The organism is Pseudomonas sp. P116, assembly GCF_020149425.1.
In the GTDB taxonomy this organism is placed as follows: Bacteria; Pseudomonadota; Gammaproteobacteria; order Pseudomonadales; family Pseudomonadaceae; genus Aquipseudomonas; species Aquipseudomonas anatoliensis.
In genome coordinates, this window is record NZ_JACVHB010000005.1 from 160,573 (window position 1) to 184,372 (window position 23,800).

18 protein-coding genes and 2 tRNA genes are annotated in these 23,800 nt (G+C 58.9%); 7 read left to right on the plus strand and 13 right to left on the minus strand.

The genetic code is table 11. The features are described 5' to 3' along the window. The first annotated feature begins 47 nt into the window (after positions 1-47). Both ICA15_RS18165 and ICA15_RS18170 read left to right on the plus strand, forming a co-directional pair. Positions 48-1,640 (plus strand): leucine-rich repeat domain-containing protein, encoded by a 1,593-nt coding sequence (locus tag ICA15_RS18165; protein ID WP_210554250.1) that lies wholly within the window; start codon positions 48-50, stop codon positions 1,638-1,640. Then, positions 1,607-4,543 (plus strand): NEL-type E3 ubiquitin ligase domain-containing protein, encoded by a 2,937-nt coding sequence (locus ICA15_RS18170; protein ID WP_210554251.1) that lies wholly within the window; start codon positions 1,607-1,609, stop codon positions 4,541-4,543. Before ICA15_RS18165 ends, ICA15_RS18170 begins: the two co-directional genes overlap by 34 nt. A gap of 44 nt (positions 4,544-4,587) precedes the next feature. Here the strand turns inward: ICA15_RS18170 and dnaB are convergent, their stop codons facing one another. From dnaB to rpsF, 5 genes are all read right to left on the minus strand, one after another. Continuing rightward, a complete protein-coding gene (dnaB, locus tag ICA15_RS18175; protein WP_042557399.1) occupies positions 4,588-5,985 on the minus strand; it encodes a replicative DNA helicase in 1,398 nt (465 codons plus the stop codon). 121 nt (positions 5,986-6,106) lie between these two features. Continuing rightward, a complete protein-coding gene (gene rplI / locus ICA15_RS18180; protein WP_042557398.1) occupies positions 6,107-6,553 on the minus strand; it encodes a 50S ribosomal protein L9 in 447 nt (148 codons plus the stop codon). An 18-nt stretch (positions 6,554-6,571) separates the two neighbouring features. Next, complete coding sequence (locus ICA15_RS18185; protein ID WP_150594047.1) at positions 6,572-7,465, minus strand: hypothetical protein; 894 nt, start codon at positions 7,463-7,465, stop codon at positions 6,572-6,574. A 36-nt stretch (positions 7,466-7,501) separates the two neighbouring features. Then, positions 7,502-7,732, minus strand: a complete 231-nt coding sequence (gene rpsR / locus ICA15_RS18190; protein ID WP_003171373.1) for a 30S ribosomal protein S18 — start codon at positions 7,730-7,732, stop codon at positions 7,502-7,504. 28 nt (positions 7,733-7,760) lie between these two features. Continuing rightward, positions 7,761-8,183 (minus strand): 30S ribosomal protein S6, encoded by a 423-nt coding sequence (gene rpsF, locus ICA15_RS18195; protein WP_003236224.1) that lies wholly within the window; start codon positions 8,181-8,183, stop codon positions 7,761-7,763. A gap of 64 nt (positions 8,184-8,247) precedes the next feature. On the opposite strand from rpsF, the gene ICA15_RS18200 reads away from it, so the two are divergent. Then, complete coding sequence (locus ICA15_RS18200) at positions 8,248-8,517, plus strand: hypothetical protein (RefSeq protein ID WP_210554252.1); 270 nt, start codon at positions 8,248-8,250, stop codon at positions 8,515-8,517. On the opposite strand, the gene rlmB is transcribed toward ICA15_RS18200, so the two are convergent. Both rlmB and rnr read right to left on the minus strand, forming a co-directional pair. Then, positions 8,478-9,242 carry a 23S rRNA (guanosine(2251)-2'-O)-methyltransferase RlmB gene (gene rlmB, locus ICA15_RS18205; RefSeq protein ID WP_150602625.1) on the minus strand — a complete coding sequence of 255 codons (765 nt, stop codon included), beginning with the start codon at positions 9,240-9,242 and terminating at the stop codon, positions 8,478-8,480. The two genes, ICA15_RS18200 and rlmB, sit on opposite strands and share 40 nt — an antisense overlap. Further along, complete coding sequence (gene rnr, locus ICA15_RS18210) at positions 9,239-11,869, minus strand: ribonuclease R (protein WP_210554253.1); 2,631 nt, start codon at positions 11,867-11,869, stop codon at positions 9,239-9,241. Before rnr ends, rlmB begins: the two co-directional genes overlap by 4 nt. Before the next feature lie 225 nt (positions 11,870-12,094). Between rnr and ICA15_RS18215 the strand changes: the two genes are divergently transcribed. The 4 genes from ICA15_RS18215 to ICA15_RS18230 all read left to right on the plus strand — a co-directional run bounded on the left by ICA15_RS18215 (position 12,095) and on the right by ICA15_RS18230 (position 15,342). Beyond that, positions 12,095-12,181: transfer RNA gene (locus tag ICA15_RS18215), tRNA-Leu, on the plus strand. Positions 12,182-12,362: 181 nt separating this feature from the next. Next, positions 12,363-12,449: transfer RNA gene (locus ICA15_RS18220), tRNA-Leu, on the plus strand. A 317-nt stretch (positions 12,450-12,766) separates the two neighbouring features. Continuing rightward, a complete protein-coding gene (locus ICA15_RS18225) occupies positions 12,767-13,777 on the plus strand; it encodes an extracellular solute-binding protein (protein WP_150602627.1) in 1,011 nt (336 codons plus the stop codon). Further along, positions 13,777-15,342, plus strand: coding sequence for an ABC transporter permease (locus tag ICA15_RS18230; protein ID WP_210554254.1), 1,566 nt, complete (start codon positions 13,777-13,779; stop codon positions 15,340-15,342). Before ICA15_RS18225 ends, ICA15_RS18230 begins: the two co-directional genes overlap by 1 nt. A gap of 90 nt (positions 15,343-15,432) precedes the next feature. On the opposite strand, the gene ICA15_RS18235 is transcribed toward ICA15_RS18230, so the two are convergent. The 6 genes from ICA15_RS18235 to hflX form a co-directional block, all read right to left on the minus strand. After that, positions 15,433-17,367 carry a methyl-accepting chemotaxis protein gene (locus ICA15_RS18235; RefSeq protein WP_150602629.1) on the minus strand — a complete coding sequence of 645 codons (1,935 nt, stop codon included), beginning with the start codon at positions 17,365-17,367 and terminating at the stop codon, positions 15,433-15,435. Positions 17,368-17,506: 139 nt separating this feature from the next. After that, on the minus strand, positions 17,507-18,796 hold the full coding sequence (locus ICA15_RS18240) for an adenylosuccinate synthase (RefSeq protein ID WP_210554255.1): 1,290 nt from the start codon (positions 18,794-18,796) through the stop codon (positions 17,507-17,509). Positions 18,797-18,850: 54 nt separating this feature from the next. Beyond that, entirely contained in the window at positions 18,851-20,038 is a 1,188-nt protein-coding gene (locus ICA15_RS18245) for an ATP phosphoribosyltransferase regulatory subunit (protein ID WP_150602631.1), read from the minus strand. 313 nt (positions 20,039-20,351) lie between these two features. Further along, the gene (hflC, locus tag ICA15_RS18250) at positions 20,352-21,221 is read right to left on the minus strand and encodes a protease modulator HflC (protein ID WP_042557389.1); all 870 of its coding nucleotides are present in this window, start codon (positions 21,219-21,221) and stop codon (positions 20,352-20,354) included. Continuing rightward, a complete protein-coding gene (hflK, locus tag ICA15_RS18255) occupies positions 21,221-22,393 on the minus strand; it encodes an FtsH protease activity modulator HflK (protein WP_150602632.1) in 1,173 nt (390 codons plus the stop codon). The genes hflC and hflK overlap by 1 nt, the downstream gene beginning before the upstream one ends. 96 nt (positions 22,394-22,489) lie before the next feature. Beyond that, on the minus strand, positions 22,490-23,791 hold the full coding sequence (hflX, locus tag ICA15_RS18260; protein WP_042557387.1) for a ribosome rescue GTPase HflX: 1,302 nt from the start codon (positions 23,789-23,791) through the stop codon (positions 22,490-22,492). Positions 23,792-23,800: the final 9 nt, after the last annotated feature.

Consider the following 23,800-nt stretch of genomic DNA (forward strand, 5'->3'; position numbering starts at 1 on the left):
ATCTGCAGGTGCGACAGCCCGAGCTCCCGCACTCTCTGGATCCGGGTATGTCGAACATCGCAAGACCCCACAACCCCAGGGATTCGGCAAGCACTTCGGGGCGGCCCGACCTCGATGCCATCAGCCCGGTAGTGGTGACGCCCACGCCTGTTTCCGCTGCCTCAGGAACAACTTCCACACCGGTGATCCGAACACTGGAGGACTACCGGATCAGCGTAGCGGTGCATCTGCCGAATGCCGACGCCGAGGGTTTCATCATGTTCAAGGGACGCCGCTACGTTGAAGTGGCCGAGGTCGGCATTATCGCTGTCGCGACGGACGCCACCGGTCAGCACCGTGCCAGATTGCCCAGTGAGCTGGAGCCTTCCGGACCGCTGCTGGTACGCGACTCAATCAGCAGGCTCTGGCATCAAGTCGACGAATCGCCCATCACTTTTGCCCTGAGCGAAAGCAGCTTGCAAGGGTTCCGGACACCGCTGGACTTCGCTGATGTCGAACCCGATGTCAACGGACTGCACCGCTTCGACGGCAAGCTTTACGTGGTGATAGACAGCCACACCTACCAGACCCTGCACGACCTTGACGCGTCGACGCCGCTCACCCCGGTGATGCGTATCGTGCGCGCCGCGGATGCGGTGGCTGGCGACGTCGATAACCGCTATGTCGCGACACGCCCAGGCAGATCGCAGCCGATTGTGTTCGACGCCGTAGAGGGCTGGGTTGGCGTCAGTATCCCGGGCGCCGGCGGCATGCGGCGGGCGGGGGATCCCCCGCCACGCACATTGAAAGAGCGTCTCAGCGCCGCCCTCAATCGCTTGAAAAGCCCGGAGTCTCGCGCGCGCAAGTTGTATCCGGCTCTCACCGAGAGGCAAGTCACAGCCCTGCTCACATCACTTGGCGACGATGTTTCAGGAGGATTGGCTCGTCGGGAAGCCGAGTATAAAAATATGGAAAAGGCATTGAAGGCCTGGTCGCTTGCAAGTAGCCAGGATCTGATAATTCGCTTGAACTCGATCAAGATCAAACAATGCTGGCAGTCCCCCACAACAAAGAAACTTGAGCTTAGAGCTGAAAATTTTACCCTGCCGCTGCTCAAGGCCGACTTCAGCCATGTCCGCACGCTCGAGCTGGACCAGGTCAACTGGTCAGTCGCAACCGAGACATTCCTCAGCAATTTCACCGGCCTGACCCGTTTGACAGTGACACGTTCCACGCTGAAAAAGCTGCCGGACTCCTTGGCGACCCTGCACAACCTGACCGAGTTGAATCTGCGCAACAATCAGCTCCGGCTTGATGAGCAGGCTGCGGTCAGCCTGGGGAAACTCACGAAACTCAAGTCCATTGATCTGTCCGAGAACCCTCTGGGGCGAACCCCGGACTTCAGCGCGATGAGCGATTTGCAGACCCTGAACCTGAGCAAAACCGGTCTTAAACGATGGCCTGAGGGCTTGCAGCATCAGTCGAGGCTCAAACTCGTTGATCTGCGCGGCAACGATCTGCGTGAAGTGCCAAATGCGGTCCTCAACCCGCCAGCGGAGCAGTTGTCCGCTCGCGCCAGGATCAATGGCGTCACGCAACTTGAAGACAACCGCTTTGAAGCGGACCTGTGGCGGTCGCTCGCGCGTTCTGGGTGCGGGTAGCCGCGGATCATCCGGAGCTGGCCGCCCAGGCACTGCCGGGCGCGTTCCGTCTGGACGGCCACATTCCAGAGATCGCCATGGTGCGCCGGATGTACCCCGACAAGGATGTGCAGACTGCCAAGGCCTACTGGAACGCAATGGACGATGCCACGCAAAAGGCGCTGCCCGACCGCATGCAGAAATTCGACCTGATGGCGGCACAATTGGAGCGGTACGTTCAAAGCTCGTCCACGGCCAACGTACAGACCCGCCAATGGGTACAGCAGGTTGCGAGGAGCCTCAAGGAGTGCTGGTTAAACGATTCCTTGACCACGCTGAAGTTGCCGAAAGGACGCGGGCCGCTCCCGGCACTGGAGGCGGATTTCAGCCATGTCCGTTCTCTGGAAATGAACAACATTGCCTGGTCGGACGCTGGCGACCGGTTCCTGTCGAGTTTCACCCACCTGAAAAAACTCTCCATCACTCAAAGCGACCTCGGCAGGCTGCCGGCCAGCGTGGAGCAGATGCAGCAGCTCACGCACCTGGATCTGAGTAATAACAGGATCGCTCTCGATGAGCACACCACTAACGTCATCACTGGCCTGCACCAGCTGTCAGACCTCAATCTGTCGGGCAATCCACTGGATGGCATCCCTGACTTCACCGACATGTCGGGGCTTGAGTACCTGCGGCTGCGTAACACGGAAATCGAACACTGGCCGAGTGGATTGCAAAACAAGACTGCACTGAAAGTCGTTGATTTGCGCGATAACCGCTTGAATGAAGTACCGCATGCACTCCTTGAACCGGCGTCTGATCAGTTGCTCGCCATTGGCAAGATCAACAGCGTCATCCAACTCGACGGTAACGACTTCCCCACCGAGTACTGGCGCAAATTCGACGAATTCTGGCAGCGCCTGAACGAAGCTCACTCCGAACTGACGCCCGCTGCCGAGGGCGTAATCTTTGATAGTGGCGACTCCCCCGCCCAGCGCTATCAACGACTGTATCCAGGCAAGGACATCAATCAGTGCAGAAAATATCTTTGGAGCCTTGAGGGTGATACGGCGGTCACGACACTGCGCAACCTCGAACAGGAGTTCGGAAAACTGAAGCAACAGCTCGACGACTGGGTGTTCTCTGGACGGGGAGCTCGTTCGGCTTACGCTCGGGCGAACCAGGTGGCCCTCAACGCGCAGGCCCGCCCTGACCGTGAGATCGCTGCCGCCAGGATTCTCAGTTGCTGGAGACGGGAAACACCGCAGAAACTGGCCTTTGATCGCACGCCCATCGGGCTTGAGCTGGATCTCAGCGGCCTGAGGCTAGGAAGCCTGCCGGATCTCGACATTGACTTCAGCCATGTCGGTTCACTCAAACTGAGCCACATGAACCTGAGTATTTCGCCGGAGGGCTTTCTGACCCGCTTCCGCCATGTACGCTGGCTCGATCTGTCGCACAACCAACTGCACACACTGCCGCCCGCCATCGGAGAAATGAACGGGCTGACCCGACTCTTTCTGCAGAACAATCAGTTAATGCTGACGGCTGACACCGCCCGGGTCATTTCAGAACGTAGAACGCTACGAGGTTTGGGCCTTCACAATAATCCGGAACTGGGCGTCGCTCCGGACTTCAGTCAGATAACCGACATGCGCTCGCTCAATATGGCCCATACCGGCATCGACACCTTCCCGAGCGGCATTGCCGATCAGCCACTGCTGGACCACTTCGACTTGAGCTCCAACAGAATCGTGGACATTCCTGACGCGGTCATCGCCCCCACGAACGAACGACTCCTGAACACCGCGCGCGTCAACGACTTTACCAACATTGGCTCGAATCCGCTGTCCGAGGCCACATTGGCGCGGATCGACCTTTACGAGGCCCGTTTGATCGAAGCGCAAGTACCTCTGCGCGAAGCATTCAACCTGGTCGACACTGCACGCGTCCAAGCACCTGTGGCAATGCGCGCACTCACCAATAATTCAATGGCGCGGTGGACCACCGGGATGTCCCCCGACCAGATAAATACCAGGAAAATCCAGTGGCAAACGGTGCGCGAGGAGGAAGGCTCGAACGGCTTTTTCAACATGCTGGAGCTTCTTAGAGTCAATAAAGCCGGTCACGCGGATCAACAACGGAGATTGTGGGCGCTCATCGATTCGATGACCGAGCACTCTGTGGAGTCGAAACGCCTGCGTCGCGAACTCCTGGACCGGGCGGGTGACGCAACCTGTTGTGACCGGGCGGCGTTCACCTTTACCAACCTGGAAACCAAGTCGCTGGCCTTCAAGGCGATCGCTCAGGCTACGGATCAAACTCAGGGCCGCAACCTTTCCATGCTCTCTCGGGGACTGTTTCGCTTGCACGAAGTCGACAAGATCGCGTCCGCCGACATCGCGCGCAGTGAGGCAATACTCGGCGATCCGGCGACGTCTGAGATCGAAAAACTCGTGCATAGCGAACGTCTGAGAGAGGAAGTGGAGATCAGGCTTGCCTATCGCTATGGTCTCAAGGATCGCCTGCAATTGCCGGCGCAACCCGATCAGGTCTTCTACACCCACATGGCCAAGGTGTCGGAGGGAGCGCTGGAGGCGGCTTATCGAAAAGTGGTGGCACTGGACGACTCGCCCGAAGAATTCCAGGCGCTGTTGTCCGAAGAGTTCTGGCAAGACTACGTGACCAACAAATACCGGGGGCAATTCGAAGACCAACGCCAGCCATTTCAGCTGCGGCAGACAGAACTCGCCGCTGAACACGCAGCCAATAGACTGACGCTTGATGAGTTCAAGGCGCAATCCGAATCGCTGGAAGCAACGAATCGGATCGAGGAAGCGTCGCTCATCGAAACGTTGTCCCGACAGGAACTGGGCATGGTTCCAGTCGGGAATAACGGCGCGGGAGCCGCTGGCGCCGCTGGATAACAGGATGAAATAGCAGAGCTGGCCGAAGGGTTTTCGGCCAGCCTTTATTCGTCGTCGTCGAAGTTGTAGCTGCCCGGCGCGAGGTTCTCGAAACGGGTGTACTTGCCGATGAACGCCAGGCGGATAAAACCGATCGGGCCGTTCCGCTGCTTGCCGATGATGATTTCGGCGATGCCTTTGTGCTCGGTTTCCGGGTGATACACCTCGTCCCGGTACACGAACATGATGACGTCAGCATCCTGCTCGATCGCTCCGGATTCCCGGAGGTCGGAGTTGATCGGGCGTTTGTTCGGCCGTTGCTCCAGGGAGCGGTTGAGCTGGGACAACGCCACCACCGGGCAATTGAATTCCTTGGCCAGGGCTTTCAAGGAACGCGAGATTTCGGAAATCTCGTTGGTCCGGTTGTCGCCACCGGAACCTGGAATCTGCATCAGTTGCAGGTAGTCGATCATGATCAGGCCGATGTCACCGTGTTCACGCGCCAAGCGCCGCGTGCGCGCTCGCATTTCTGACGGGCTGATGCCGGCCGTGTCATCGATGAACAGCTTGCGATCGTTGAGCAGGTTGACCGCCGAGGTCAGGCGCGGCCAGTCATCATCTTCCAACTGACCGGAACGCACTTTGGTCTGATCGATCCGGCCGAGGGACGAGAGCATACGCATGATCAGCGATTCGCCTGGCATCTCGAGGGAGTACACCAGAACGGCCTTGTCGCTGCGCAGCACGGCGTTTTCTACCAGGTTCATCGCGAAGGTGGTTTTACCCATCGACGGACGGCCAGCAACGATGATCAAGTCAGCCGGCTGCAGGCCGCTGGTCTTCTCATCGAGGTCGGTGTAACCGGTCGACAGGCCGGTAATGGCGTTGTCGGTGTTGAACAGCGTGTCGATACGATCGATGGCCTTGGTCAGCAACTCGTTCACACCCACCGGGCCACCGGTTTTAGGCCGGGCCTCGGCAATGGCGAAGATCTGGCGCTCGGCTTCGTCGAGGATTTCCTCGGCGGTGCGGCCTTCGGGGTTGAAGGCACTGTCGGCGATCTCGGTGCTGATACCGATCAGTTGGCGTAGTGTCGCGCGCTGACGAACGATCTGCGCATAGGCCTTGATGTTGGCGACGGATGGCGTGTTTTTTGCCAGTTCGCCGAGGTAACCGAGGCCGCCAACCTGTGACGTCTGACCTTCCTTGTCCAGTTGTTCGGCAAGGGTCACGACGTCAATCGGGGAGTTCTGATCGGCCAGTTTGGCGATCGCACGGAATATCAGGCGGTGGTCATGTCGATAGAAATCGCCGTCGGAGACTTGATCGAGCACGCGTTCCCAGGCGTTGTTGTCCAGCATCAGACCACCGAGAACAGCCTGTTCGGCTTCGATGGAATGCGGCGGCACCTTCAGGGCAGCGGTTTGCAGATCGTATTGCTCGGGAGCGGAGATATCGTTCATGGCCACTTGAGTTGTTTAGTGAAAACAGGGATTGCAGAAAGACAAAGGGCACGACCTGTAAACAGGATCGTGCCCGATGTTAACCGTCTGACGGACAAGCCGCCAGCCGATCAGGTGTTGCTTAAGCTGCTACCACTACAACGCGTACGGTGGCTTCAACTTCGGCGTGCAGGTGCACGGCTACGTCGAATTCGCCTACGTTGCGGATGGTGCCGTTCGGCAGACGAACTTCGCTCTTCTGCACTTCAACGCCGGAAGCGGTCAGTGCGTCAGCGATGTCGTGAGTACCGATCGAACCGAACAGCTTGCCTTCGTCGCCAGCGGTGGCAGTGATAGTCACTTCCAGCTCGGCCAGTTGGGCAGCACGGCTTTCAGCCGATGCTTTACGGTCTGCGGCAGCTTTTTCCAGCTCGGCACGACGCTCTTCGAACGCAGCAATGTTTGCTGGGGTCGCGGCGGTAGCCTTGCCGTAAGGCAGCAGGTAGTTACGACCGTAACCGGCCTTAACGTTTACTTTGTCACCCAGGTTGCCCAGGTTGGTGACTTTTTCCAGAAGGATCAGTTGCATGTGAAAATCCTCTAACTTTTAACCTTCACCGTTCGCGCTGTCGGTGTCTTTCGACACGTGACGACCGCGAAAATCAATCAGGCTGTCGACAATGGCCAAGACCACCAGCAACGGATAGATCAGCTGCATGAACAGCAACAGCGTGACGTACAACCCCACCAGCCAGAAACCGGCCAGTCGCTTCTGCCCGACCAGCCCATGAATCAAGGCAAGTCCGGCGAACACCAACGGTACACTGCACAACGGCGTCAACATGGCCATCTGTGCACCGAGATTCGGGCCCAGAAGCATCAACGCCAGCAGTAACATCGCCGGCCCCAGCGGGATCCGGATGGCGCGAAACTCGCGACCAAAACCACCCGGGTTGTACAACAACGCCTGCCAATGACGCCCGACAATCAGGCTCAGCACGCTGACGATCTGCAACAAGGCCGCAATCAGTCCGGTCAGGACTGGCGCAATCAGGGACGCGAAACGCGCTTGCTCATCAACCGACAATTGCTTGTAGGTCTCACCGAGAAGCGCTGGCATGACCTTTATGAGGGCCTGCGCGAGCATCTCGATCTGGGCCGCAAACGCCGCCCCGAGCACCACTGAAAACACCACTCCAACGGCTACGCTGACCAGCAGCGTGCGAACCCAGGACTCACTTGCGCGCAAAACCAACGCAAGCCCCGAAGATCCCAAAAGCACCAGAAGTGCCCGTGGGTCATCGGCATACAACCACCAGATCAACGCTGGCAGCAGCCCCAGTGAAAGAACGCCAAGAGCGTCTTTCAATCCGCGCCGCAGAAGCACAAGGCTCCCGGCGGCAGCACCCAACCAATACAACAACGGCAATGTTGCACATCCGGCCACTACGAGAGTGGCCTGCATACGGCCTCGCATAATGAACTCAGCTAAGGCACGCATGCATTCAATCCTTTGCTACTTGTCGACTGCCCGGTCTCAGCGGCCGTGGCTGTCGGTGTAGGCCAGCAGGGCCAGGAAGCGGGCGCGCTTGATAGCGGTGGCCAGCTGACGCTGATAACGAGCTTTGGTACCGGTGATGCGGCTTGGAACGATTTTGCCGGTCTCGGATACGTAGGCTTTCAGAGTGTTGAGATCTTTGTAATCGATCTCTTTCACTTCTTCAGCTGTGAAGCGGCAGAATTTACGACGACGGAAGAAACGTGCCATTTGATAGGCTCCTTAAAAGGTCCGTGGATTACTCGTCAGCGTTATCGCTGTTGTCGCTGTCATCACTATCAGCGCTATCAGCGCCTTCGTGCTCAGGACGGTCGCGACGCTCACGGCGCTCACTGCGGTTTTCTTCAGCCTTGAGCATCTCGGATTGGCCGGTAACGGCTTCTTCGCGACGGATGACCAGGTTACGGATCACTGCATCGTTGTAGCGGAAGTTGTCTTCCAGCTCGGCCAGGGCCTTGCCAGTGCACTCAACGTTCAGCATCACGTAGTGAGCCTTGTGAACATTGTTGATTGCGTAGGCCAGTTGACGACGGCCCCAATCTTCCAGACGGTGGATTTTGCCGCCGTCTTCTTCGATCAGCTTGGTGTAACGCTCTACCATGCCGCCGACTTGCTCGCTTTGATCCGGGTGGACCAAAAAGATGATTTCGTAATGACGCATGAATGCTCCTTACGGGTTGTAGCCTGCCGCTCAAAAACGGTCAGACAAGGAGTGAATGACACTTATGGACTTGCTGGCGCGGGGCACATGCGTGCCTGCCGTCACAGCAAGGGGCGCAATTGTAGAGAAGGGACTGAAGAGGTGCAAGGCAATTGGTGATTATTTGAACAATCACCGACAGACATCTGTAGGAGCTGCCGAAGGCTGCGATCTTTTGACTTTGTTTTTTTCAAAACAAGATCAAAAGATCGCAGCCTCGTTTCACTCAACAGCTCCTACAGGTCCTGAGCAGGCTTATTTCTTGGCAGCAGCCTTGGCTTTTGCACCGCGCTGACGCTGCGCCTCGAACAGGCACACGCCGGTGGCCACCGAAACGTTGAGACTGCTGACGCTACCGGCCATCGGCAGGTTCACCAGATAGTCGCAATGCTCACGGGTCAGGCGACGCATGCCCTTGCCTTCGGCACCCATGATCAGGATGGTCGGGCCGGTCAGGTCCTGGTCATAGATACTGACCTCGGCCTCGCCCGCCGTGCCGACAACCCACAGACCGCGCTGCTGGAGCTTTTCCAGAGTGCGCGCCAGGTTGGTCACTGCAACTAGCGGAATCACTTCCGCCGCGCCGCAGGCCACTTTACGCACGACAGGTGTCAGGGTGGCTGACTTGTCTTTTGGCACGATGACTGCCAACGCACCGGCAGCATCTGCCGAACGCAGGCAGGCGCCGAGGTTGTGCGGATCGGTCACGCCGTCGAGCACCAGCAACAGTGGCGCACCGTCGGTGCGATCGAGCAATTCGTCGAGCATTGCCTCGCCCCAGACCTGGCTCGGACTGACGTCCGCCACCACACCCTGGTGCACGCCTTCAACCCAGGCGTCCATCTCACGACGCTCGGCCTGACCCACCTGGACACGATTCTCGTTGGCCAGTTCGATCAAGGTCTGCACGCGCGGATCGTTGCGGCTTTCAGCCAGCCAGATCTGCTTGACGCGCTTGGGGTGGTGACGCAGCAACGCTTCTACCGCGTGAACGCCGTAGATTTTTTCCAACTGACTCATGACTTCGCCTTCGGTTTACGTGCCCCGCCACTTTTGGCTGGAGCCGAACCCGCTTTCGGCGGGCCTTTACGGTGTTTGCTCGGTTTGGCTGGCTTGCCGCCGGTCGCATTCTCAGGCGCCGACCGTCCGGTCTTTCCCCCGGACGCCGCTTTACCACCGTTTTTCGCATCGGCGAGCAAAGCCTGCTTCATTTCACGGCTTTTGCGCAGCTCGGCGTTTTTCGCCACAGCATCGCTTGGGCGATAGGCTTCACTGGCCTTTTCCTTGGCAGGACGGCGGCCAGCGGTTTTCGCTGGAGCCGGTTCTGCCGCAGTCTTGGCAGCGGGCGCAGCAGTTTCGGCGCCACGTTTCTTGCGACCAATCGGTGCGCTGATGGTTTTTTCGGCCATCTCGAAGTCGATCTTGCGCTCGTCGAGATCGACACGCATGACGCGCACCTCAACGGTGTCACCAAGACGGAAGCTGCGACCGGTACGCTCGCCCGCCAGGCGGTGATGCACAGGGTCGAAGTGGTAGTAGTCGCCCGGCAGCGCGGTGACGTGGACCAGACCTTCGACATAGATATCGGTCAGCTCGACGAACAAACCAAAACCGGTGACGGCAGTGATCACGCCCGGGAACGATTCGCCCACGCGATCCTTCATGAACTCGCACTTGAGCCAGTTCACTACGTCACGAGTGGCTTCGTCGGCACGGCGCTCGCTCATCGAGCATTGCTCGCCGAGTTGCTCCAGCGCTGCTTCGTCGTACGGATAAATGCGCGCCTTCGGAATGGTCATCGCACCGGCACGACGAACGTGCGGGGTGTCCTGTTTCGAATGGATCACACTGCGGATCGCGCGGTGCGTGAGCAAGTCCGGGTAACGACGGATCGGCGAAGTGAAGTGGGTATAGGCTTCGTAATTCAGACCGAAGTGGCCCTGATTGTCAGCGCTGTACACCGCCTGACTCAGCGAGCGCAGCATCACAGTCTGGATCAGATGGAAATCCGGACGGTCCTTGATGCTGGCCAGCAGTGCCTGGTAATCCTTCGGCGACGGGCCGTCCTTGCCTTTGTGCAGGGACAGACCAAGCTCACCGAGGAATGCGCGCAGTTTCTCCAGACGCTCCGGCGGCGGACCGTTGTGAACGCGATACAACGCGGGTATTTCGTGCTTCTTCAGGAATTCAGCGGTGGCCACGTTGGCCGCCAGCATGCATTCCTCGATCAGCTTGTGCGCGTCGTTACGAACGGTTGGACGGATCTCGGCAATCTTGCGCTCGGTCCCGAAGATGATGCGGGTTTCCTGCGTTTCGAAATCGATCGCGCCGCGTACGTGACGAGCGGCCAGCAAAACCTTGTACAACGCATAAAGCTGCTTGAGGTGCGGCAGAACGTCGTTGTACTCACCGCGAAGCTGACGCGCCTCGGTAAGTTTCGGCGTTTCCAGCATCGCGCTGACCTTGTTGTAGGTCAGACGAGCGTGGGAATGGATTACCGCTTCATAGAAGCAGTAGTCAGTCATTTCACCGGACTTGGAGATGGTCATCTCGCAAACCATGGCCAGACGATCGACATGCGGGTTCAGCGAGCACAGGCCATTGGACAGTTGCTCAGGCAGCATCGGCACTACACGCTCGGGGAAGTACACCGAGTTGCCACGAACCTGAGATTCATTGTCAAGCGCCGAACCGATCTTCACGTAGCTGGAGACGTCGGCAATGGCCACGTACAACTTCCAGCCGCCGGAGAACAGACGCAACTTGCCAGGCTTGGCTTCGCAGTAGACCGCGTCATCAAAGTCGCGAGCATCTTCACCGTCAATGGTCACGAACGGCAGATGGCGCAGGTCGATGCGCTTCTCTTTGTCTTTCTCTTCGACTTCAGGCTTGAGCTTGGCGGCTTCTTTCAAGACCGCTTCAGGCCAGACATGCGGGATATCGTAAGCGCGCAAGGCGACATCGATTTCCATGCCCGGTGCCATGTAGTTGCCCACGACTTCAACCACATCGCCTTGCGGCTGGAAGCGTGGCGTCGGCCAGTGAGTGATCTTCACTTCGACAAACTGACCGATTTGAGCGTTGGCGTTACGGCCCGGCGTGACCAGCACTTCCTGCTGGATCTTCGGATTGTCCGCGACGACGAAACCAATACCGCCCTCTTCGAAGTAGCGGCCGACGATGGTTTCGTGAGCACGCGAGACCACTTCGACGATCATGCCTTCGCGGCGACCGCGACGGTCGAGGCCGGAAACACGGGCCAGCGCACGGTCACCGTCGAACACCAGGCGCATTTGCGCCGGGCTCATGAACAGGTCGTCGCTGCCGTCGTCCGGCACCAAAAAGCCGAAACCGTCCCGGTGCCCGCTGATGCGGCCCAGGATCAGGTCGAGTTTATCCACCGGCGCATAAGTGCCACGACGGGTGTAAATCAGTTGAGCGTCGCGCTCCATTGCGCGCAGACGGCGGCGCAGGGCTTCGATCTGGTCTTCTGTGGTCAGACCAAACTCTTCGACCAGTTGCTCGCGGGCAGCTGGCGAACCTCGATCAGCGAGGTGCTGAAGGATCAGTTCGCGGCTTGGAATAGGGTTATCATATTTTTCCGCTTCACGAGCGGCCTCGGGATCGAGGGACTGCCAATCGGCCATTAGAGAGTTTTCACCTTGTCTATATGCGGGTTAGTTTGGCATAGGCGCCATCAAACGGGAAATTTCAGACTATAAAGGCCCATCTAGAGCACTGTATCGCCGTTTTAAACTGGTTTTGAACACCGCTGGTAAAAAAAATCAAAAAAATCGGCAGCAGGGGTTTACAGTTAAAAAGGCGCTCCGTATAGTGCGCGCCATCGACGACGCACAAGCGCTGCCGATACTGCCCAGATGGTGAAATTGGTAGACACGCCAGCTTCAGGTGCTGGTGACCGCAAGGTCGTGGAAGTTCGAGTCTTCTTCTGGGCACCAATTTCGAGTTTGAGACTAGATCAGTTTCAAGACTCACACAAAAACCCGCGAAAGCGGGTTTTTTGCATTCTAAGGAAAGGATTTGTTAAAACCGATTTATTAAAATTAAATCAGGGGTTTACAGATCAAAAAGCGCTCCGTATAGTGCGCCACATCAACAGCGGCAACGCTTGCGATGATTGCCCAGATGGTGAAATTGGTAGACACGCCAGCTTCAGGTGCTGGTGACCGCAAGGTCGTGGAAGTTCGAGTCTTCTTCTGGGCACCAATTCAAATTCAAGGTTACGACCCTGAATTTCTCAAAAACCCGCGAAAGCGGGTTTTTGCGTTTCTGCTCTCCTGAAACTCCAAGCGACCCACTCGAAATTCGATTGCCCCCCCCTGTAGGAGCTGCCGAAGGCTGCGATCTTTTGATCTTGTTTTTTGAAAGCAAAAGTCAAAAGATCGCAGCCTTCGGCAGCTCCTACAAGGACGAGCAGCAACTGCAGTACCAGACCCCGTCCAGCCCCGCAAGGCGCACTTGAGAAACAATATCGTTTATCATTGTTGCAAGATTTTGCAATGCGACAGTGAGGAACCCTGAGAATGACGTTTCGAAATACCCTGCGCCGAGGCTTGACCTTCACCCTTCTCGGCCTGGCACTCGCCACTCCCCTCACCCAGGCTGCCGATGCGGTTTCCCTGACTCTCTACAACGGCCAGCACAAGGAAGTCGGCGATGCGATCGCCAAAGCCTTCGAAGCCAAGACCGGCATACACGTTAATGTCCGCAAGGGCAGCAGCAATCAGCTTGCCAGCCAGATCGTCGAAGAAGGCGACCGCTCGCCCGCCGACGTGATCTACACCGAAGAATCCCCGCCACTGAACAAACTTGGCGAGCAAGGCCTGCTGGCCAAGGCCGATGACGCCACCCTGGCTGTGCTGCCGGAAAAATACGTCGCGAGTAACGGCACCTGGATCGGCGTGACCGCCCGGGTCCGCGTGGTTGCCTACAACCCGAAACTGATCGATGAGAAAGACCTGCCGAAATCGGTGATGGAGTTCTCCGATCCGCAATGGCAAGGCAAAGTCGGCTTCGTGCCAACCAGCGGCGCGTTCCAGGAACAGGCCGTGGCCATTATCAAGATGCACGGTCGTGACGCCGCCGAAGAATGGCTGACCGGTCTGCGCGCATTCGGCAAGACTTACAGCAACAACATGGTCGCGCTCAAAGCGGTGGAAAACGGCGAAGTCGCCACCGTGCTGGTGAACAACTACTACTGGTTCGCCCTTCAGCGTGAGAAAGGCAAACTGGATTCGAAACTGCACTACTTCACCGGCGGCGACGTCGGCGGCTTGATTACCGTCTCCAGTGCCGCCGTGCTGAAATCCAGCAAACATCCAAAAGAAGCCCAGCAATTCCTCGCCTATATGGCCAGCGAAGAAGGTCAGCGGGTGATCACTCAGACCACCGCCGAATATCCGCTGCACAAAGGTATGGCATCGGATCGCGGCCTCAAGCCGTTCAGCGAGCTGGAAGCGCCGAATGTCACCCCGGCCGACCTGGGTAATGCTGAAGAGGCACTGGAACTGGAACGTGAAGTTGGCTTGAACTGATGACCGCATCGTTAGCCACCCCCGCCGCGCGCGGGGGTTACGTGCCACGACGCAAGCGGCCGTCGATCTGGCTGGTGCTGCCAGTGTTGTTGCTGGTGGTGATGAGCCTGCTGCCGCTGGCGTATGTCGGGCTGAAAACGTGGCAGGCCGGCTGGGCCGAAGCGCTGCACTTGTTGTGGCGCCCTTACGTTTTCGGCCTGCTGCGCAACACCTTGGCATTGATGGTCGGCGTGACCGTCACCTGCGGCGTGATCGGTCTGTCGCTGGCCTGGCTGCTGGAACGCAGCAATTTGCCGGGGCGACGTCTATGGGGCGTGATTTTATGCCTGCCGTTCGCGGTGCCGGCATTTGTCAGCAGCTTCACCTGGGTGTCGTTGAGCGCACAGTTCGAGGGCCTGGGCGGTGCGATTCTGGTGATGAGCCTGTCGAAATACCCGCTGATCTTCTTGCCTGTCGCAGCGACCCTGCGCAATCTCGATCCATCCCTTGAAGAATCCGCCCGCACCCTGGGCCAGAACCGTTGGGGGGTGTTTTTTCGCGTCACCCTCCCCCTGCTCTGGCCATCGCTGCTGGCCGGCTCGTTGCTGATCGCCTTGCACATGCTGGTGGAGTTCGGCGCGCTGTCGATCATTGGTCTGCAAACCTTCACCACGGCGATCTATCAGCAGTTCGAACTGGAGTTCAGCAACGCTAATGCGGCGATGCTTTCTGCGGTATTGCTAGCGCTGTGCCTGGTGCTGTTGTGGCTGGAACTGCGCGTGCGCGGCAAGGGCCGACACGTACGCACCGGCCAGGGCGCGGCACGTCAGGCCGAGCAAGTCAGGCTCGGATCCTGGGCCGCTGTCGGTCAGCTGTATTGCCTGACGCTGGCGATTATCGGCAGCGGGATTCCACTGGGCATGTTGGCGTATTGGCTGGCCGTCGGGTCATCGGCGGCATTCCCGGTCGCGGCAATTACCGAGGCGCTGCTGTCGTCGCTGGCGTTGTCACTGGGTGGCGCAGCGCTGTGCCTGCTGCTGGCGGTGCCGGTTGGCCTGCTGGTGGTGCGTTACAAAGGTCAACTGGCGATCTGGGCCGAGCGCCTGCCGTATCTGTTGCATGCACTGCCAGGTCTGGTGATCGCTCTGACGCTGGTGTATTTCGCCCTGCATTACGTTCCGGCGCTGTACCAGACATCTGGTTTGCTGCTGATCGCTTATGCGCTGCTGTTTCTGCCGTTGGCTCAGGCACCGATTCGCACCGCCCTGAACAAGGCTGCGCCGCAACTCGAAGAAGCCGCGCGCACTTTGGGCGCATCGTCGTTCACGGCGTTTTGTCGGGTGACGCTGCCGATCATTTTCCCGGCATTGGGCGCGGCGTTTGCGTTGGTTTTTCTGGATGCGATGAAGGAATTGACGGCGACCTTGCTGTTGAGTCCGACCGGACTCAACACCTTGGCGACCGAAGTCTGGGCGCATACCGCGAATGTCGAGTTTGCAGCGGCGGCACCTTATGCGGCGCTGTTGATATTGGTTTCGGGGTTGCCCGTCTATCTGCTGACTACGCGGATGTATTTGAGCCGCTGACAAAGCAAAAAGATCGCAGCCTTCGGCAGCTCCTACAGGGGATTTTGCGTTTCCCTGCAGGAGTTGCCGAAGGCTGCGATCTTTTGGTCTTCAGGCCCGGAACTGCCCCAGGCTCGCCTTAAGCTGCGCAGCCAAGCCATCCAGGACCTTGCCACTGGCCGTGGTTTCCACCACAGCCTGAGCCGCTTTTTCAGCCTGCACATGAATCGTCTCTACGCGCCCACGCACCGCTTGCGCACCCGCAGCCTGATGCGCCGCCGCCTGCGTTGCCAGACCAATCGCCGCGTGCACCTGCTCGACCGAAGCTTGCACCGACTGCTGCAGCCGCGCACTGTCGCGCAGCACCAGCAAACCTTCACTGGCCTGGCGCCCGGCCTGGCCAATCGCCTCGACCGCCTCCCGCGCGCCCTGCTGCAATGCGACGATGTGCGCCTGGATGTCGCCGGTAGAGCTTTGTGTCTTGCTCGCCAGCGCCCGGACTTCGTCTGCCACAACAGCGAACCCCCGCCCGGTTTCGCCAGCCCGCGCTGCTTCGATCGCAGCGTTCAATGCCAGCAGGTTGGTCTGCTCGGCGATCCCGTGGATGACCGTCAGTACTACTTCAATCTGTTCACTCTGCTGCGCGAGCCGCTCGATGACTTTCGCCCCGGTGTCGACCTGCCCCGCCAGCGCCTCGATCAGACTGCCGACCTTGGCCGACGTACGAGTGTTCTCATCGGTGGCCTGACGAATATCAACCACCTGCTTCAACGCTGCCTGCATCGCGTGGCTTTCCGATTGGGCCTCGTCCGCCATTTGCGAAAGCGCCCGCAGACTTTCCGCGACTTCGTCACGCTGCATCCCGGCCGCCGCATCGGCACCGGCATTGCGCAGCGTCATCGCGCCAATTTCCACACCTGTGCGCTGGGCCACATCGCCCGCCTCTCGTACGATCGGCTGCAACTTGTCGACAAAGCGGTTCACCGCTGCTGCCATATCGCCGATCTCGTCCTTGCTGTTGATCTGCACGCGCTTGGTCAGGTCGCCCTCGCCCGCCGCCAAGTCGTCCATCGCTGCATTGAGCATTTTCAAGCGATTGACCACGCGATGGCCGAGCACCACGGCCAGCAGCAACAGCACGCCGCAGCCGACTAGCGCGAGGCCCATACCGATGCGCCAACGCAAGGTCGCGGCAGCGTCCTGCACAGTGCTCGCCGTGTTGGATTTCATCTCGGCGGCGGTGGACTGTGCCGATTGCAGGCGCGCGCGCATCGCTGTAGCGCTATCGGCTGCGGCGCCTTTGAGGCTGTCGCCGACCAGTTGATCGCTGCTCGCGATCAATGCCGAGAAGCGTTTGTCGAGCGCGGCCAGATCGGTCTCTACCGAGGCCGTGGAGACGCCCATCAGCACCTTGCCGATTTCCACGCCGTTAGGGCTGATCGACGCTTCGAGGTAATAAACCGACGGATCGTTCTTTGCCGCATCCAGCACTTTATCCAGCGCACGTTCGCCCTGGCCCTTCTCCAGCAAGGCCTTGTTGATCGGATTTTCGCGATTGAGGTAACGGGTCAAATGTTGGCCAGTAGCGTCGTCGTAGACCACGAACAGCACATTGGGATTGCGCTGGGCGCGCCGGGCAAACTCGGACAGTGTCGGCACGTCGCTGTCCCACATGGCGCGGGGTGCGACCGAAGCCAGCAATTGGGCCATGTCATTGGCCGAATCCTTCAAATCCTTTTCCAGCGTCGCACGCAATTGCGCCTGTTCGTCCTTCAGGCGCGAAGACAAACCAGCGGTAAGACGCTGACGGGTACTGGCGGACAAGGCGTCGAGACTCGACGTAACTTCACGCCCGGCCTGCTCCAGCTCCCCGGAGAGTTTCTGGCTGTCGGCACCGAGGCGCACCGCCAGATCAGCTTCCAGTGCCGTGACCGTGCTCCGCGTCAGGGCAACGGCCACCAACACCTGCACCAAAAGGGCGATACCAAGGGTAACGAACACGGGCCGCAACAGACGGCTTTGTAACAGTGAGAGAACGGCTGACACTATGAATCCCTCTACTTCTGACGCCATTAAATTGATGGCACTCTTGTAGGAAGATTCACAGCAAAGGTCATGCCGTCCTACAGGCATAAACGACAAAGGCCCCGATTAAGGGGCCTTTGTTTTTTACATCAACGACTTATCAAGCAAACGGATGACGCAGAACGATGGTTTCGTTGCGATCCGGGCCCGTCGAAATAATGTCGATCGGCGCGCCGATCAACTCTTCAACACGCTTGATGTAGGCACGAGCGTTAGCTGGCAGCTCTTCCAGGGTTTTGGCACCCACGGTCGATTCGGTCCAGCCCGGCACTTCTTCGTACACAGGCTGAAGGCCCACGTAGCTGTCAGCGTCTGTCGGGGCAACGTCTTTGCCTTCGGCATCTTTGTAGCCGATGCAGATATTGATCGTTTGCAGGCCGTCGAGTACGTCCAGCTTGGTCAGGCAGATGCCCGAAATGCTGTTCACATCGATAGCGCGACGCAGGATAACGGCGTCGAACCAGCCGCAACGACGGGCACGGCCGGTGGTAGCGCCAAACTCGTGACCTTGTTTGGCCAGGTGCGCACCCACGTCGTCAAACAGCTCAGTCGGGAACGGGCCCGAACCTACGCGAGTGGTGTAAGCCTTGGTGATGCCCAGGATGTAGTCCAGGAACATCGGGCCAACGCCCGAACCGGTCGCCACGCCACCCGCGGTGGTGTTGGAGCTGGTCACGTACGGATAGGTACCGTGGTCGATATCGAGCAACGAACCCTGAGCACCTTCGAACATGATGTCTTTGCCGGCGCGACGCAGGTCGTGCAGCTCGGCCGTCACGTCCAGCATCAGCGGCTTGAGCAGTTCTGCGTATTCCTTGCACTCGGCGAGGGTTTTTTCGAACTCGATGGCCGGCTCTTTGTAGTAACCAACCAGCATGAAGTTGTGGTAATCCACCAGTTCACGCAGCTTGTCTTCAAAGCGCGGCATGTTGAGCAGGTCGCCAACACGCAGGCCACGACGGGCAACCTTGTCTTCATAAGCCGGGCCAATGCCGCGACCGGTAGTACCGATCTTCAGCTCGCCACGGGCCTTTTCACGAGCCTGGTCCAGCGCTACGTGGAAGGACAGGATCAGCGGGCAGGACGGGCTGATACGCAGGCGCTCGCGCACCGGTACGCCTTTCTCTTCCAGCTTGGTGATCTCGCGCAGCAAGGCGTCAGGTGCAACCACTACGCCGTTGCCGATCAGGCACTGCACGCCTTCGCGCAGCACGCCCGACGGAATCAGGTGCAAGACAGTTTTTTCGCCGTCGATCACCAAGGTGTGACCAGCGTTGTGGCCACCCTGGTAGCGCACTACGGCGGCAGCATGTTCGGTCAGCAGATCAACGATCTTGCCTTTGCCCTCATCACCCCATTGGGTGCCCAGGACTACGACATTCTTACCCATAACACTTGTCCTCATTCGCGCAAACTTGGTGCCGGCGATGGCCGGCAGGAAAACTCAAGAAGCCAGTGGCGATACTTGCCAAAGCCCGTTCTGCTGAATCAATTGCCGGTCGCAGTCCGCATCACGGGCGGCGGCCAAAGGTTGTCCAGGCAATGCCTGAACGACACGCTGACCCTCACTGCGCAACTGACAAACCTGCTGCCAGAGTGCTGCATCCGTACTGTCAGGCATCCAGATACCGCCAGACGGTAGCTCGATCTCAGCACGCCCCAGGGTCACCAGGGTTTTCAAATCGGTGGAAAAGCCAGTCGCCGGACGGGCGCGACCGAAGTCGGCACCGATGTCGTCGTAACGGCCGCCCTGAGCGATGGACTGGCCAACGCCCGGTACGAACACCGCGAACACCACACCGGTGTGGTAGTGATAACCGCGCAACTCGCCCAGATCAAAGTACAGCGGCAGCTCCGGGAAGCGTGCCGACAGGCGCTCGGCTATCGCCAGCAAATCTTCCAGTGCATCCAGCACCGGCGCCGGCGCATTGGCCAGACGCTCGCGGGCAGCGCTCAACACTTCACGGCCGCCGCACAAGTCAACCAGCGCACGGAGCATGCCGGACAGATCGGCCGGCAAGCCTTCGGTCAAGGTAATGACCTCGTCGATGGCCTTGCGTTGCAACGCATCGAACAACTGCTGTTCGACTTCACCGGACAGGCCGGCGGCGCGCGCCAGACCACGGTAGATCCCCACGTGACCGAGATCCATGTGCACGTCCGGCACATCGGCCAGTTGCAGCATGGCCAGCATCAGGCTGATCACTTCAACGTCGCTGCTCGGGCTGGCATCGCCGTACAACTCGGCGCCTAACTGGATCGGACTGCGCGACGACGACAATGCACGCGGTTGGGCGTGCAATACGCTGCCGGCGTAGCACAGACGGCTCGGGCCCTCGCGACGCAGGGTGTGCGCATCGATGCGCGCCACTTGCGGCGTGATGTCGGCACGGAAACCCATCTGCCGCCCCGACTGCGGGTCGATGACCTTGAAGGTACGCAGATCGAGGTCCGAGCCTGCGCCGGTCAGCAGGGATTCCAGGTACTCGATATGGGGAGTCACGACAAACTCGTAACCCCAGCTCTGGAACAGATCCAACACCTGACGACGCGCGACTTCAATGCGCGCAGCTTCTGGTGGCAGTACTTCTTCGATGCCATCTGGCAGCAGCCAGCGGTCTACCGTTGCCATTACGCCATTCCCCTTTGATCCGGGCGGCCAGCACTAGGGCGAGCCTTGAGTGAAGCAGAAAATGACCGGTCCGTTCAAAACGCACGCGCATGAACGACGCAGCGAAAGGCCTTTAACCGGCTTCGCCCATCACTTTCCTCGAAAAACTGTCGAGCCATTCAACCCGATGTTCTGCAGTAACAACAGCAATCAAACGTGCAGACGCAAAAAAGCCGGGAATTTCCCGGCTGCCGCATCATACACACGTTTTCCCAAAGGATCACCCCGCCCGAGGTTTTAGCCGCCGGGCGGAATGATTCAGGTCAACGCCGTATCAAGGCTTGGACTTTTCCAGGTAACGGAAGAAGTCGCTGCTTGGGTCGAGGACCAAGACGTCGGATTTGTTCGCGAAGCTTTCACGGTAGGCGCGCAGGCTACGGTAGAAACCGTAGAACTCCTGATCCTGACCGTAGGCCTTGGAGTAGATCGCAGCGGCCTGGGCATCACCATCACCGCGAACCTCTTCAGATTCACGATAGGCTTCAGCCAGCAGCACGCGGCGTTGACGATCGGCGTCGGCACGGATGCCTTCAGCCAGTTCGTTACCCTTGGCGCGGTGCTCGCGAGCTTCACGCTCACGCTCGGTGCTCATACGTTCGAACACACTGCGGTTCACTTCTTTGGGCAGGTCGATGGCCTTGACCCGGACATCGACGACTTCGATACCCAGCTCTTTTTCCGCCATCTTGTTCAGCGACGCGGTGATGTCAGCCATCAGCGCATCACGCTCGCCCGACACGACTTCGTGCAGGGTGCGCTTACCGAACTGGTCACGCAGACCGGATTCCAGTCGACGGGAAAGACGCTCGTCGGCGATCTGCTTGAGGCCGGAAGTTGCGGTGTAGAAGCGCTCGGCATCTTTCACGCGCCACTTGGCGTAGGCATCGACCATCACGGCTTTCTTTTCCAGGGTCAGGAAGCGCTGCGTCGGTGCATCCAGCGTCAGCAGGCGAGCGTCGAACTTGCGCACCTGGTTGACGTAAGGCACTTTCACATGCAGACCCGGCTGGACATCGGCCTGAACCACACGACCGAATTGCAGCAACACCGCACGCTCGGTCTGAGCCACGATGTAGAAGCAGTTCCAGCCAACCAGTACGACAACGACGCCAACGATCAGGGCGATCAGCGATTTATTGCTCATCAGCGGGTCTCCCTTGTGCGCGACTGCGGCACGTCAGTGACATGCGGCGTGACGTCCGTGTTGCTGCTGGCGGCGGCCGAACCGGTTACCGGTGCGCTGCCCGAACTGTTCTGGATCATTTTGTCCAACGGCAGGTAAAGCAGATTGCTCTGGCCGTCCTTGTTGCCGGTCACGAGTACCTTGCTGGTGTTGCTGAAGACTTCCTGCATGGTGTCCAGGTACAGACGCTGGCGGGTGACTTCAGGCGCCTTGCGATACTCGGCGACCAGTTTGGTGAAGCGATCCGCCTCACCCTTGGCGCGCGAGACCGTTTCGTCGCGGTAACCGTTGGCATCCTCGAGGATACGCTGGGCCTGACCACGAGCTTCCGGCACCACGCCGTTGGCGTAGGTTTCTGCCTGGTTGCGCGAACGCTGCTCGTCTTCACGGGCACGGATCACGTCATCAAAGGCTTCCTGTACTTCACGCGGTGCAGCGGCGCTCTGTACGTTGACCTGAGTAACGGTGATACCGGTGCGATAGGTATCGAGGAAACGCTGGAGACGCTCCTTGATTTCGCTGGCCATCAACTCACGACCTTCGGTCAGCACCTGATCCATCGCGGTGGAACCCACCACGTGACGCAGCGCACTTTCGGTCGCGTGCTGCAGGCTGATTTCCGGCTGGTCGACGTTCAGCACGAAGTCCTGCAGGTTGCTGATCTTGTACTGCACGGTCAGCGGCACTTCGACGATGTTCTCGTCTTCGGTCAGCATCTGGCCCTGCTTGGTGTAGGCACGCTCACGCGTGACGTTCTCCATGTACTTTTTATCGATCGGCGGGAAGTAGATGTTCAGACCCGGGCCGACGGTTTCGTAGTATTTGCCGAAGCGCAGCACTACGGCTTGCTCCTGCTCGTCCACTACATAAACCGCGCTGTACAGCCAGACAGCCGCCAGCACAACGAGGGCGATACCGATCAGACCGCCGAAGCCGCCACCGCTCTTGCCCGAACCACCGCCGTCATCACCACCGCGTTTCTTGCCACCACCGAACAAACCGTTCAGGCTTTCCTGCAGCTTTCGGAAGGCCTCGTCGAGATCTGGTGGCCCCTTGCGGTCGCCGTTATTGCGGCGCTTGCCACCCCAAGGATCCTGATTATTCGAGTTGCCACCCGGCTCATTCCAAGCCATAGCGCTCTCCATCTGATAAAGCAAAGACGCACCCACGGCGCGCCGACCAATGCTACAGAATGCCTGACGTTGCGGCACAACCGCTTTGTCAGGCTTTTATTGCAAAGTGTGTTGCTCGATGAATTCCATCGGCTGCAATCCTTCGCGGCTTACCAGTCGATTCAACTCGACCCGGGGCAAACGAACGGCCAGCAGGCTGATGCCTTCTTCGTCGTGCTCTTCTTTTTGCACCGCACCGAGTTCGAAAAACTGCGCACGCAGTCGAGCGAATTGTTGCGGCAAGCGCAATGTACCCACAAACAAATCACCGCCCAGCAACTCGGAAATGGCTTGTTCAAGTAATTCCAGACCACTGCCATCACGCGCCGACAACCATACCCGTTGCGGCTTGCCATCGGCATCGCGCTGGATTTGTGGCTCAACACCTTCAAGCAAATCGAGTTTGTTATAGACCTCGAGGATCGGCAAGTCCTGGGCGCCAATCTCGCCCAGCACCACCATCACCTGCTCGATCTGCAACATGCGATCCGGTTCGGCTGCGTCGATAACGTGCAACAGCAGGTCGGAGTTGCTCGACTCTTCGAGCGTAGACCGAAAAGCCTCGACCAGCTTGTGTGGCAAGTGACGAATGAAACCAACCGTGTCGGCCAGAACAATCGGCCCCAGGTCGTCCAGTTCCAGACGGCGCAAGGTCGGGTCCAGCGTGGCGAACAATTGATCAGCCGCGTACACGTCGGATTTGGTCACGTTATTGAAGAGCGTGGATTTACCGGCGTTGGTATAGCCCACCAGAGACACGGTAGGAATATCCGCACGCGAACGGCCGCGCCGCGACTGCTCACGCTGGCTGCGCACTTTTTCCAGCCGGCCCTTGATCTGACGCAGGCGAACCCGCAACAGACGACGGTCGGTTTCAAGCTGGGTTTCACCCGGACCGCGCATGCCGATACCGCCACCCTGACGCTCAAGGTGAGTCCAGCCACGAACCAGCCGCGTGCTCATGTGGTCAAGCTGGGCCAGTTCAACCTGGAGCTTGCCTTCATGGGTTCGGGCGCGCTGGGCGAAAATATCGAGAATCAGACCGGTACGGTCGATCACGCGACACTCGAAAACACGTTCGAGGTTACGTTCCTGACTGGGCGTGAGGATGTGATTGAAAATCACCAGATCGGCCTTTTCGGCATGGACCAGATCGCGCAGTTCCTCGACCTTGCCGCTGCCAATCAGGAATTTGGCAGTTGGCCGATGACGCGGCACGTTAAAAAACGCAACGGTCTCGGCGCCTGCCGAATTAGCCAGTTCCTGAAACTCCTGCGGATCTTCGCGCGCCTCAGGGTCCTGTCCATCCAAGTGAACGAGGATTACTCGCTCACCACCACCGTGGCGCTCAAAGAACAAAGGAGACTC

Excerpts from the sequence above, each read along its gene's own strand:
- ICA15_RS18165 (WP_210554250.1), top strand. The coding sequence starts at position 48 with ATGTCGAACATCGCAAGACCCCACAACCCCAGGGATTCGGCAAGCACT.
- dnaB (WP_042557399.1), bottom strand. The coding sequence starts at position 5,985 with ATGAACGATATCTCCGCTCCCGAGCAATACGATCTGCAAACCGCTGCC.
- rplI (WP_042557398.1), bottom strand. The coding sequence starts at position 6,553 with ATGCAACTGATCCTTCTGGAAAAAGTCACCAACCTGGGCAACCTGGGT.
- ICA15_RS18185 (WP_150594047.1), bottom strand. The coding sequence starts at position 7,465 with ATGCGTGCCTTAGCTGAGTTCATTATGCGAGGCCGTATGCAGGCCACT.
- rpsR (WP_003171373.1), bottom strand. The coding sequence starts at position 7,732 with ATGGCACGTTTCTTCCGTCGTCGTAAATTCTGCCGCTTCACAGCTGAA.
- rpsF (WP_003236224.1), bottom strand. The coding sequence starts at position 8,183 with ATGCGTCATTACGAAATCATCTTTTTGGTCCACCCGGATCAAAGCGAG.
- ICA15_RS18200 (WP_210554252.1), top strand. The coding sequence starts at position 8,248 with ATGGACTTGCTGGCGCGGGGCACATGCGTGCCTGCCGTCACAGCAAGG.
- rlmB (WP_150602625.1), bottom strand. The coding sequence starts at position 9,242 with ATGAGTCAGTTGGAAAAAATCTACGGCGTTCACGCGGTAGAAGCGTTG.
- rnr (WP_210554253.1), bottom strand. The coding sequence starts at position 11,869 with ATGGCCGATTGGCAGTCCCTCGATCCCGAGGCCGCTCGTGAAGCGGAA.
- ICA15_RS18225 (WP_150602627.1), top strand. The coding sequence starts at position 12,767 with ATGACGTTTCGAAATACCCTGCGCCGAGGCTTGACCTTCACCCTTCTC.
- ICA15_RS18230 (WP_210554254.1), top strand. The coding sequence starts at position 13,777 with ATGACCGCATCGTTAGCCACCCCCGCCGCGCGCGGGGGTTACGTGCCA.
- ICA15_RS18240 (WP_210554255.1), bottom strand. The coding sequence starts at position 18,796 with ATGGGTAAGAATGTCGTAGTCCTGGGCACCCAATGGGGTGATGAGGGC.
- ICA15_RS18245 (WP_150602631.1), bottom strand. The coding sequence starts at position 20,038 with ATGGCAACGGTAGACCGCTGGCTGCTGCCAGATGGCATCGAAGAAGTA.
- hflC (WP_042557389.1), bottom strand. The coding sequence starts at position 21,221 with ATGAGCAATAAATCGCTGATCGCCCTGATCGTTGGCGTCGTTGTCGTA.
- hflK (WP_150602632.1), bottom strand. The coding sequence starts at position 22,393 with ATGGCTTGGAATGAGCCGGGTGGCAACTCGAATAATCAGGATCCTTGG.